Here is an 11,840-nt window from a genome sequence, read left to right as displayed (position 1 = left end):
AGTCAAATGTTGTAATCAGTTCTGAACTTATATTTTAATATAATGTCTATAAAGTAAGCGTAGAAAAATAAATTCTACGCTTACTTCTTGTTATTATTGATTTAGTTGTCTTAAAGCCTGAATGATTTCAGTTTTTGAAATTGTTTTATCATCGATATCTTTGATTTTTCTAGCTGGAACACCTGCAACTACAGTATAAGGAGCAACGTCTTCAGTAACAATTGCACCTGCAGCTACTACTGCGCCTTCCCCTACTTTAATACCTTCTAAAACTACTGCATTAGCACCAATTAATACATTGTCTTCAAGAATAACTGGATTTGCTGATGGTGGCTCAATTACGCCAGCTAAAACAGCTCCAGCACCAACGTGACAGTTTTTACCTGTTGTAGCACGTCCACCAAGTACTGCGTTCATATCGATCATTGTTCCTTCTCCAATTACAGCACCGATGTTAATTACAGCACCCATCATAATAACTGCATTGTCTCCAATTGTAACTTGATCACGAATAAACGCACCTGGCTCGATGCGAGCTTTAATACCTTTAGCATCTAAAAGTGGAATCGCTGAATTACGACGATCTGATTCTACTACATAATCTTCTATGTATTCTTTTTGCTCTTCAAGGATTACTTTAACATCATCCCACTCACCAAATAAAACTCCAGAATTTTGAGAAATAAATGATTGAACTGATTCAGAAATAGTAAGCTTGTCTAATTGACCTTTTACATAAACCTTTACAGGTGTCTTTTTCGTGCTATTTGCAATAAATGCAATAATTTCATTTGCGTCCATTAATTTCATAATGAATTGCCCCCTTTATTATTATCAATAAGAATACTCTATCAAATCTAGTAAGTAACTAGCAACATTTTGTCGAGTAATCTTAATTTTTTTTTCGAATTGATTCTATAAATCCTTCTACTTGTTTTAATTTCAACGCATCTCGATTATAAAGTAAGTATGTATCGCGATATAAGCCTGATTGTTCTTTTGTAATTAAAGGTGTTTTTATAATATTTTCATCAATAATATCATGTAATACCGAGGAAGGTAAGATCGCAAAGCCTAGTCCATTCAATACAAATTGCTTACATGTTTCAATTTGATCGACTACAATTTCATGTTTTGGTAATGAATTAAAATGCTCATACCACCATGACTGGATCAACTGATAATAATTTGAATTACTTTTAAACTGAATAAATGGTCTTTGTATCGTTTTATATTCCTCAAGACTATGTTTTTTTGTATCAACTAATAATAATTCATCAGAAAACAGTAATTCCTTTTCTCCAAACCAATTTTGGTTTCCTCGAACAATTGCTAGATGAACTTCATTTTCATATAAGCGATTTGTGATTTCACTACTCCAACCGGTAAAAAGTGAAACTTGTACTTCTAGATAGCTTGACACATATTTTTTTAAAACTGGCGGTAACCAGTATTGCGCAACAACAGATGAAACGGCAATCTTTAAAGTCCCTGAAATATCGGATTTTAAAATTTGTAACTGCTCTAACATTGTTTGATACGTTTCTTCCATCTTTTTCGCGTAGTTTAATATGATTTCACCAGAGGCCGTAATAATCAAACCTTTTTGAGAGCGAATAAACAATTCACTACCAATCTGCTTCTCTAAATTTTGTAGTCTTTGACTTAAAGCTGGTTGAGAAACAAACAACCTCTCAGCTGCCTTCCTCATATTCTTCTCTTCAGACAAAGTAATTATTAAACGTATATCATCAATTTGCACATAAGCCCCCCCTTGCCTTAAACCTATTTTGATTGACTCTTCAACACTAAAAAAGCAAGTCAATTTGATGATGACTTACTTTTTTATCGTTAATGCTTATTATATCTTCTAACATTTTTATTCAATTGTTTTAAAATCGCTCTACGAGTTAATATACCTTCAAACGTATTATTAGCATCAACCACACATACAAAAGGATGATCAACTACAGATTCAAGCCCTTTAGCGAGTGTATCAGTCGTTTTTAATAATGGTATTTCAGTTCCCATTACCTCTTCAACTTTCATATTGCTTAAACGTTCAAATTCAATTCTTTCTAATCCAAGTATTCCATCTAATATCATAGATGTACTAATCAAACCTAGCAACTGAAACTTTGGATTTAACACTGGAATTGAAGAATATCCAGATTTTGTAAGTACTAATAAGGCATGCTCCAAACTATTGCCAATTTGTACATGAGCTACTTTTTCACTTGAAATAATGAATTCTTCTACTTTATGTTCAAAAAATTGTGAACCATCAATACTAATCAAAAACATCGTCCCCCAATAGAAAAGCAAAAGTATTTAAAAATGGTAGAAATTATCAATTCATAAATAAACATCAAATAAATACACATACAACTTTGCTCATCATCTGTATAGAAAAATTCTATACATTATTTTATTAGATTAAGGACTAGGTCCCCATCCCTATATTATCAGATTTGTAACCCCTTTCCAATTTAACTTTTCTTAAAAATTTACTCATTTAACTATAACTATTCAAAAAAACAAAAAAACGTTTAGATAAATAATTTATTATCTAAACGTTCATCTATATTTGTCTTCATAGCCCTAAATCCCTTAATTTTTGATATAAATGTATTAATCTTTCGTATTGATCCTCGCCTGCAGCCATTAAACCATTTTCTATATCAGTTATCTGTGATGAAATGAGTTCAATTGCATAATTTTGTTTCATCACTGTGTCGACCAATAAAGACAATTCATCTTCTGTGAAATTTTGTTCACTTAACATCCATCATCCCTCCTAATCCTCATTTTAATCAATGTTTATTTAGTTTAAACTTCTTATTTTGTAAATTTATTTGCATAACTAAATGCTGTATAAGAATCAGGTTTTATCTTAGGAATGATGCCCATCGCACTTACTTTAGATGTCATTTCTTGTATAAACTCTTTCGTTAGCCCCATCGTACCAATATCTAGATGAATTTCAAAACTAAAATTATTCGAATTAGCATTTTCATGAAGAGGACTAAAAATTTTTTCTAAATGAAAGGGTGATAATAAAAAAGCTATTTCCTGACTATACATAGTTTCTAAAAATATTTTCTCTTTTAAATTTCGGATTTTCTTGTGATGCCAACAAGTATGTAAACATCCCCAAGCGCCATTACCTACCCGATGCAAGTGAAGTGCTGTAATAAACTTAGTTCCATTACTATGAACTTGAGAATCTGTTCCAATGGAAAGTCGATATTGTTTATTAGGATCACTTTTTACAAAATGATATAGCCGATCAACTACATGATCAAAACTCATATTTCTTTCACTTACATTGTAAAATCGATACTGATCTTTATTCACGTATATGACCTCCCTATTCATAACAATACATAATAATGTATTCATTAAGAATTGGGATTAGCACACCCATACTATTTTGTAATAAAATATTAAAAAAAAAAGAAAAAACAAGCTTAGCTTGTTTTTTCTTTTCTTATGAAATAATTTCGTATATTTCAATTGCTACCATATCGATATTATCGAATGGGAACGTTTGTGGTTTTTCACCTTGTTGAAATACTTCTAATTCAAAAGTTTCATTTTTCTCAGAATACTTAACGCTACACTTTCTTTCACCGTTAACTTCAAAATATCTTTGAGCAACCTCACCGTTCGTAGCTTGTTGTTTTAAACTTTCTAAGCGTTCTAAAATTCCTAATAATAAAGACATATTAGAACTCCTTTCTACCATGTGTCATTCCCTAAATATAGGTTTTACTTTCTTACAATTTCTATCCAAAAAACTTCTGATAGATTTCAGCTATGTAAGTGTCCATTAATAAGAATACTTGTATTTCAAGATAAATTCAAGAAAAATAGTCGTTTCAACTAAAAAACAAATTTCTTTATATACTATATTTTTCTATGTCATAATGGTTTTATACAAATGCTTTAAGAAAAAATAAAAAAGGATGTCGTTTTATGAAGATCGAATTATTCACACAAGATGGTTGCCCTCCTTGTGAATTTTTGAAAAATTATTTAAAAGAAATGAATGCTTCTTATATTGAATATAACGTATCACAAGATGAAGGTGCTAAAAAAAGAATGATGTTTGAGTTAGATTCATACTCAACACCTACTTTAATAATTGATGATGAAGTTATTAGAGGCGTTCAGATGGAGCAAATTGAAGCAGCATTACAAAAACGTTAATCCATTATCTATCATATTAAAAACACCTAAATAAACATTCATTTAGGTGTTTTTTATCATTCTATACTACATTTGTTTTTAAGATTGTTTCAACGACTTGTCCAAATAATAGTTCCTAATTACCCAACTCCTATAAAATGAAAAACAAAAAACATGACGGACGATGCAAAAAGAACTTTCGAAATAAGTCCTCTCAATTAATATCCTCCTCAGGCTGAACTTTTACTAATCGTATCATTATTATATTGACATATACTATACGAATCGTTCTTATCTTTTTTACATTAGTTGACAGAGAAAAACACTACTTTTAATTTAAATAGGCTATTATATATGAATTCGTCGATTTTTGATTAAGATTAACTAAGACCTTATACTCCAAATCAAATTTTTTTACTAGGTAATTTCTCCCTTTATCTAGATCAAATTTAATGTTAAAGTTAGATAATTTGTGTCTACTTTTCAATTTTTTTAAAATTTTTTAAACGGTTAGGGAGTGTTATTATGGAGTATCGTGGTTCAACGGTTTACAATCAAGATGATTTTTTTTCAGAATACATTCGACGAAAAAATAGAGAAGATAGTCCTAATAATGCAATCGAAGGACCCATCATCAATGAACTAATTGGGAAAGTTGATCGAAAAAACATATTAGATTTAGGTTGTGGTGACGCTTCCTTCGGTAATGAACTTCTACTTCTAGGAGCTAAAACCTATACAGGTATCGAGGGATCAGAGCACATGATTAAAGCAGCATTGACTAATTTAAAGGATACAGTAGGAACCATCCATCATACTTCAATCGAGGATTATCATTTTCCTACAAATTCATTTGAACTTGTCACTTCTAGATTTGCACTACACTATATTTCAAACATTGAGCTAGTATTTCAAAAAATATTTAACAGCTTAAAAGAAAACGGCCATTTTATATTTAGTGTACAACATCCATTAACTACTGCCTCCTTTTTAAGCAAACTCTCAGGAGATCGACGTGAAAATTGGATTGTAGATGATTACTTTCGAACTGGTGAAAGAAAAGAACTATGGATGAATAAAGTAATAGTCAAATACCATCGAACAATTGAACAATATTTTAATCTTTTAAGAAAAACTGGATTCCGGATCGACCAATTACATGAAGGTACTCCAAAACAAATACATTTTAAAAGTGAAGAAGAGTTTTTAAGAAGACAAAGAATACCAATCGTACTTGTCTTTTCTTGTTTTAAATAAAATTATAAATTGTTGGAGATGCGGGAAGGCTCAAGTCGTCTTCCACTCCAATAAAAAGCAAGCATCGTGAAATCAACATGACAGTACTTATTTAATTGACAATTTTTTTTTGCTATAAAAAAAATGACTGCCTTTTTTCAAAGCGACAGTCATTTTCTGATTAAATCTTATAAGAGAGTCGTTAAAAAAGTAACTCATTATGTTTAAATAAAAAATCATAACTTAAGTCAATATATAAATAGCTTCCATTATTCATTGGATAAGAAAACGTTCGAATCTTTTCACCGGTTTCAATATCTCTGTACATATCTGATAATTGTCCCTGATCGTTTGATTGCATTTTCAAAACGGTTTCTAAAAAATACGGCCTCCAGCTCCAGTTTCTACCTTTATACTTTTCTTGAAGCTCCCACTGTTCACCATTAATTTTAAATAAGTTAGCTGATTGCTGAAAACCATCCTCATCACAAATATACATCCTAAAACAAAAGGAATTTAATTCACTTGATATATTCATTAAAAATGAATTTAAATCCGCTCCTAATTTAAATTTATTAATTGTCGATTCGACTTTTTGTTGAATTAAATTAGTCATATCTCTAAGCGCAATTAATTTGTTCTTTTCGCCTCGAATATATTTTAAGATATCATTCTTTAGTGGCTCACATTCATGATTTAACTGACTAATTGATGGTTGTGGTATAAACAAGTATGCGCCTTGATAGAATCTTCCACCATTCTTCCATGCATTTCTTAATTGAATTGAATCGATTATTCCATCGTAATACATCGAAGCCCCTACTTTTCTTGCCACATAAATTACAGAATTTAATAAATCTTGAAATGATGATGTATGAAGTTGTTGAACCATTTTAAAATCGATTTTAATGATATCAGGAGACAAAAACCGAAGTTTTTCTAAGTTAATTAACTTCTCATTTACGCTATTAATCGCAAATTTAATACCATAAGTTTGATAATATGTAATTAAATTTTTTAGTTCTTTCTCAAAACCATAAAACAGTTGATGTTGAAGAATAATGACAATTTTATTTAGTTGTATGCCCTTTTCTTCATATGATTGTAAAATCGATAATAGATTTTCTGGGTCATCTGAAAGAAGCGCTGAAGGGTGACGATTAATAAAAATACCACCATCGAATTTAGAATGTACAACTTCATCGAGAGCTTGAATTAATATATGATTGTCAACCTCTAATAAGTAGTCATCTGGCACCAAATCATTTGCAAAGAAGAATTCAAGGCTGTGTAAATTTTCAAGTTTTAGTCTACCAACAACCTCTACTCCTACACAATTTTGTGTATCGGCTCCATATATTGGTTGAAAATATGGTACGACTTTATCTAAGTTACTTATTACGTCTAAAGGATCCATTTTGAACCTCCTTCTAGAATGGGTATTGATGTAAGGACTGTCCTCCATCCATTGTAAAACAAGAACCATTAATATAACCAGCCTCATTTGAAAATAAATATGCACAAAGTCCCGCTATTTCTTCTGGAGTACCTAATCTGCCTAGTGGTACACTTTGTATTGTTCTGTTTTCTAATTCCTCAGAAAGCCAAAGTTTAGCCGCTCCACCTGTCCGCTCAATAGGACCAGGCGCAATCGCATTGACTCTAATTCCATATTTCCTACCCCACTCAACTGCTAAAGTTCTTGTCATAGCAAGAACACCAGCTTTAGCTGATGCAGAATGAATGACTCCAGGCCCCGCATCCCAGGCATATGTAGCTATTATATTTGTAATCGCACCTTTTATTTTATGTTGTATCATATACCGTCCTACTTCAGAACTACAATAAAAGGTTCCATTTAAAACGATATTTATAACCGTATTCCAACCGTTTACAGACAAATCCTCTGCAGCACAAATAAAATTACCAGCCGCATTATTTACTAAGAAATCGATCGTTCCAAATTTTTGATCAACTTCATTTACCATATTTTTAATTAATTCGGGATCCCGTACATCCATAGCTATTGGTAATACTTGACCATCAAATTGTTCAATTTCTTCTTTTGCACTATTTAATTTTTCTATATCTCTTCCCGCAATGACCACTCTTGCACCATCCTTTGCAAAACGCATAGCCATTGCTTTCCCCATACCACTAGAGCCACCAGTAACGATCACAACCTTATCCTTCACTCGTATCACTCCCTTTGTATTCAATAGTTTAACAACATTTTGTTATTTTGAGAATATTTTTAACAATTAAACTATTTAATATAGTATGCAGTATTTATTTCTTTAAAAAGGTCGGGGGACAATTGAAAATAAAACTTACATCATTTTTTTTACTATTAATTTGTACAATCTATTATTCAGTCTATGTTGAGCCAACATCAATTCGAACTAAGCATTTAACATTTTCAGACGATCGGTTAAATTCGAATACGACTATTAAATTAATACAAATCTCTGATACTCACTTTAATAATAAAAAAGATATAGATCGATTTAATATGGTCGTAAAAAATATAAACCAAATGAAGCCTGATTTTATTCTATTTACTGGGGATTTGGTTAGTGATATACGAAAATTTTCTTACAAGAATGAAGTTATTCGGCTTTTAAAAGAACTTAATCCAAAAATAGGAAAGCTTGCAATATACGGTAACCATGATCATGGAGGTTATTTTACTGAACAATACGAAGAGCTGTTAACCGAAAGCAATTTTATATTATTAAAAAACGAAGAAAAAACTTATTACGTTCAAAAACAAAAAGTTTCATTTATCGGTCTCGATGATTATATGCTAGGAAACAAACAATATAATGACATTTTAGAACGAATTCAAAAAAAAAGTTATACAGTTGTTCTAGCTCATGAACCCGACATTGCTGATTTGACGAAAAACTATCCGATTAATCTTCAGCTCTCTGGCCATAGTCATGGCGGACAAATCTATTTACCTTTATATAAGTCCTTTATAATGCCTCCATATGCAAAGAAATACAACCGAGGTGTTTACACCCTATCAAGTAAATATAATAGTCATTTAGTCGTTTCAAATGGAATTGGGACAACTAAACTACCAATTCGCCTATTTACTCCACCTGAAATCGTATCAATTAAAATTACTGGCCAAATTAATAAGTAAAAATATAATTCTCACAGATTTCACCCATACTAGGTTGGTTACCTATTTTTATGGGTACTTGCTCAATTATTTTAGTACTCCATACACTAATATTGAAGACAAGAGAGGAGGTTAAATACATGAATTATCAATATCACCCTAATTTAAATTATTATTATAGAGAAGATCATGCTCCATCCTACTACTTTGATCATAACGAACAACGCTTTGTTCCTTTTTTCCCATTTTTGCCAATAATAGGAGGATTAGCGGGATTAGCAGGCGGATTCGCGTTAGGTGCACTAGCGTTTAGACCACCTTATTATCCGCCATATGGACCATACCCAGCATATCCTCCGTACGGTGGTGGATTTGGTGGTGGCTTCGGTGGCGGGTACCCTGGATACCAACAACCTTACCCACCTGTAAATCCTGGTGCTTATTTACCTAGTAATGCAGGATTAAATTCGCCAGGTAATATAGGACCCTATCCATACTAAATAGATAAAAAAGCTAGTCGCATTAATGAATATTATTTCGATTAGCTTTTTATTATATAACCACTTCTCTAGAATTGATTTGAAAAAATTTAAACAAAAGATATAATATACTCATATCTATTATTTTTTGGAGGTAACCAAGAAGCATGAAATCGAAAGAACCTAGCCTGAATAAACTAAATTTTACAAATGAAGAAATTTTTCAGGCAATATTTGTTGTAAATAAACATGCTAAAACAGCACTTGAACCAAGTGAACTATATTCACTAAAAAGACAAGCTATATTAAAGCTTATTGATAAAGGAATTGCTAAGAAAGTTGGATTACATTTTTCAAATAATCCCAAGTCAAGTAAACAACAATCTGACGTGTTGATTGCTTGTGGAGATTTTTTCTTTCATATACCACCGTTAAAAGAAGACTTTAAACTTCTCCCGCATTTAGGAATATTAGAAAATACTCATCGTAACCCAAAAGTTTCCATGTCATTAAGCTATGCCAAAAAAATACTTCATCATTTCTTAGGTATTCAAAACGTTAAATCTGAAAACCATTTCAAAAACGGATCGAACTACCGAAGAAATACCCCAGGGCAATTTTTAAGAGCTTCTTCATTTCTAAATAACTCTACATTTACTTTTCCGAGTGAACCAATTCGTAAAAATAAAGGTAAGCAAGAGAAATAAGTTGAAACAATTCTTACTAAAATAACATTAATATAGATTAAATGGGAAGATTAAGAACTTTTAAATTAAAGGGTTTTTAATTCTTCCCTTTTTTAATGTACGGAAATTCATTAATTTCCTCTCATATTATAGTAGTTTTGTCTCACCTATTACGTGAGACAAGCATACTATATCAATAGGGGGTGATTGATATGTTCGGTAATAATAACTTACAAGATATTATTCGTTATGTTGCTGGGTTCTTATTTGCACTTCAATTGTTACTAAATTCTTTTGGGTTTAAATTCCTAAATAATGAACAAATTGATGCTGTAATTAATATAATTTCATTCCTTTTTATTTTATATTTCGGTGCTAAGCATAATTATTTAGGTAAAAAAGGACAAGCTCAAAAGGCTGTACTTCAAGAAGCAGGATTAGAAAAAACAAATAAGCAGACAAATTCGGATCAATAGATTACTTTATGTCTACTTTTTAATAGATTAGATTACAAATTTAAAGATTTGGTTTGAGAGTGATTAAACATTGTGTCACTCTCAATTTTTTAGTCGAATTTATGCTACTTTTTAAGTAATATTTTCTATTTTTCACTATTTTTCCTCATATATTGATTTTAATTTTAGTAATCATATGGACTTTGTTATACATTGTAGAATTATTTTAAGTAGATTAGGTAGGAAAAATTTAACTTTGTATTGAATGTTCTAAAAACACATATTTTTCAGGAGGATATCAAATGTCAGTAATTTTTACAAGTAAAGACATTTCAAAGAAATTAAAAATAGGTAAATCTCGTGTAAGAGAAATTAGTAAGGAACTAGAAAAGAAAGAATATCATTTTACAAAGAACCAAGATACTAGGATCTATAATCAAAACGATTTCGAATTATTCCAAATGATCATTGAAGAGTACCAAAAGAATGAAAATCTTTTACAATCAGTTGAATATGCATTAAATAACCATTCAGTACAAAATCAATCTGAAGTTCATGTAATTGAAACAACTTCAATTGAGAATGAAATTACAGAAAAAAACACTGAAATCGTTATAAATAACACCCCGAATATTCCTCTAGAAAATAACATACATAAAAATTTTGACATGAAGAATGACATGGAATTAATTGAAGTAAAAAAGAATGAAATTGTTGAAGTAGCAGATTCCCAAATTGAAACAATTGATTCGGAATTAATCCATCATTCACTTTTACAAGAAGAAGCACCTTTAGAAGCGTCTGTCTCCCAATTAGAATCAATCGAAGTAGTAGAAATCAATCAAACCACTTCACAAGATACAAAGCATTTAGGAGATTCACTTTCTCAACTAGAAACAATTGATGAATGCGTAATGGAGCAATCTTTTTCACAAGATACTGGGAAGTTTGAAGACTCCGTATCACAATTAGAAATAATTGAAGAAGTCGTACTAGAGCAATCTTTACCAAAAGAAGAGACTGTTATAGGATCTGGTGCATTATCATATCAAACAGTTCAAGTTTCTGAGGATGAGGAAGTCCAAGAATATCGTTTTGAAGAAATGACTGTTGAACAAGTACTAGAGGAAAATAATAAACTACCTGATGAAGTCGTTCTTTCAACATTAAATGGATCAAACGTAGTAACGGAACCTATCGTTTCGAAAGAGAATGTTACTACTTTTGTACCGACAAATTCTAATCAAATTATGTTTGAAGAGTTTATGTCCCAAATTACGAATCTAGCATATCAAAATGAACAAATCCTAACCCAAAATCAAACATTAATCAAACAGAACTTGGAGAAGGATCAAAAGTTAGAAAAAATCTTATATTCAGTTGAAGAAAAAAGTGAAGAACTTCAAGGATTAGCAACAGTAATTGAAGAAAAAGATGAAAAATTAGAGCAAATGTTTGAAGAAATTAAATCAAAAGAATCTGGTCGAGATGCTCAATTAATGAGGATGATTAGAGAATTACAAGAAACAAAGAAGATGGTAGCTGCCTCAAAAGAAAGAGACTGGAAAAATGCAATTAAATCACTCTTTTTTAAACCTAAGTCAGTAAAATAATTTGTTTATTATTCAGTACTTTTACTCTATTATGAAATTTAGAGATTTTT

Annotated in this window: 15 protein-coding genes; 7 read left to right on the top strand and 8 right to left on the bottom strand. The window is 30.8% G+C overall.

Annotation, left to right across the window (positions count from 1 at the left end; all coding sequences use genetic code 11):
- Positions 1-93 precede the first annotated feature (93 nt).
- The 6 genes from dapD to V5E38_RS04405 form a co-directional block, all read right to left on the bottom strand.
- Positions 94-810, bottom strand: coding sequence for a 2,3,4,5-tetrahydropyridine-2,6-dicarboxylate N-acetyltransferase (gene dapD, locus V5E38_RS04430; RefSeq protein WP_069035532.1), 717 nt, complete (start codon positions 808-810; stop codon positions 94-96).
- Between the two features lie 82 nt (positions 811-892).
- Complete coding sequence (locus V5E38_RS04425; protein ID WP_499213510.1) at positions 893-1,789, bottom strand: LysR family transcriptional regulator; 897 nt, start codon at positions 1,787-1,789, stop codon at positions 893-895.
- Positions 1,790-1,851: 62 nt separating this feature from the next.
- On the bottom strand, positions 1,852-2,298 hold the full coding sequence (cbpB, locus tag V5E38_RS04420; RefSeq protein ID WP_097975717.1) for a cyclic-di-AMP-binding protein CbpB: 447 nt from the start codon (positions 2,296-2,298) through the stop codon (positions 1,852-1,854).
- A gap of 295 nt (positions 2,299-2,593) precedes the next feature.
- On the bottom strand, positions 2,594-2,785 hold the full coding sequence (abbA, locus tag V5E38_RS04415; protein ID WP_097975719.1) for an antirepressor AbbA: 192 nt from the start codon (positions 2,783-2,785) through the stop codon (positions 2,594-2,596).
- 53 nt (positions 2,786-2,838) lie between these two features.
- Entirely contained in the window at positions 2,839-3,312 is a 474-nt protein-coding gene (locus V5E38_RS04410) for a ribonuclease H-like YkuK family protein (RefSeq protein ID WP_387324921.1), read from the bottom strand.
- A gap of 178 nt (positions 3,313-3,490) precedes the next feature.
- Positions 3,491-3,727, bottom strand: coding sequence for a YkuJ family protein (locus tag V5E38_RS04405; RefSeq protein WP_056474223.1), 237 nt, complete (start codon positions 3,725-3,727; stop codon positions 3,491-3,493).
- A 251-nt stretch (positions 3,728-3,978) separates the two neighbouring features.
- Here V5E38_RS04405 and V5E38_RS04400 point away from each other — a divergent pair, with 251 nt between their 5' ends.
- Both V5E38_RS04400 and V5E38_RS04395 read left to right on the top strand, forming a co-directional pair.
- A complete protein-coding gene (locus tag V5E38_RS04400) occupies positions 3,979-4,212 on the top strand; it encodes a glutaredoxin domain-containing protein (protein ID WP_097975721.1) in 234 nt (77 codons plus the stop codon).
- Between the two features lie 504 nt (positions 4,213-4,716).
- On the top strand, positions 4,717-5,448 hold the full coding sequence (locus V5E38_RS04395; RefSeq protein ID WP_499212360.1) for a class I SAM-dependent methyltransferase: 732 nt from the start codon (positions 4,717-4,719) through the stop codon (positions 5,446-5,448).
- Between the two features lie 181 nt (positions 5,449-5,629).
- On the opposite strand, the gene V5E38_RS04390 is transcribed toward V5E38_RS04395, so the two are convergent.
- A complete protein-coding gene (locus V5E38_RS04390) occupies positions 5,630-6,844 on the bottom strand; it encodes an EAL-associated domain-containing protein (protein ID WP_176522512.1) in 1,215 nt (404 codons plus the stop codon).
- A gap of 13 nt (positions 6,845-6,857) precedes the next feature.
- The gene (gene fadH, locus V5E38_RS04385; protein WP_499212359.1) at positions 6,858-7,622 is read right to left on the bottom strand and encodes a 2,4-dienoyl-CoA reductase; all 765 of its coding nucleotides are present in this window, start codon (positions 7,620-7,622) and stop codon (positions 6,858-6,860) included.
- Between the two features lie 122 nt (positions 7,623-7,744).
- Here fadH and V5E38_RS04380 point away from each other — a divergent pair, with 122 nt between their 5' ends.
- The 5 genes from V5E38_RS04380 (at position 7,745) to V5E38_RS04360 (ending at position 11,790) form a co-directional block, all read left to right on the top strand.
- The gene (locus V5E38_RS04380; RefSeq protein WP_499212358.1) at positions 7,745-8,578 is read left to right on the top strand and encodes a metallophosphoesterase; all 834 of its coding nucleotides are present in this window, start codon (positions 7,745-7,747) and stop codon (positions 8,576-8,578) included.
- Positions 8,579-8,697: 119 nt separating this feature from the next.
- A complete protein-coding gene (locus V5E38_RS04375; RefSeq protein WP_499212357.1) occupies positions 8,698-9,057 on the top strand; it encodes a hypothetical protein in 360 nt (119 codons plus the stop codon).
- 146 nt (positions 9,058-9,203) lie between these two features.
- Complete coding sequence (locus tag V5E38_RS04370; RefSeq protein ID WP_025568646.1) at positions 9,204-9,743, top strand: YkyB family protein; 540 nt, start codon at positions 9,204-9,206, stop codon at positions 9,741-9,743.
- A gap of 191 nt (positions 9,744-9,934) precedes the next feature.
- On the top strand, positions 9,935-10,198 hold the full coding sequence (locus tag V5E38_RS04365) for a phage holin (protein ID WP_088013908.1): 264 nt from the start codon (positions 9,935-9,937) through the stop codon (positions 10,196-10,198).
- A gap of 281 nt (positions 10,199-10,479) precedes the next feature.
- Entirely contained in the window at positions 10,480-11,790 is a 1,311-nt protein-coding gene (locus tag V5E38_RS04360) for a DUF3967 domain-containing protein (protein WP_499212356.1), read from the top strand.
- The last annotated feature ends 50 nt before the right edge of the window (positions 11,791-11,840 follow it).

The sequence above is a fragment of the Rossellomorea sp. GAMAL-10_SWC genome (assembly GCF_049568075.1).
Classification (GTDB): domain Bacteria; phylum Bacillota; class Bacilli; order Bacillales; family Bacillaceae_G; genus Gottfriedia.
The sequence above is the reverse complement of the archived record's forward strand: the minus strand, read 5'-3'. Positions and strand labels throughout refer to the sequence as shown.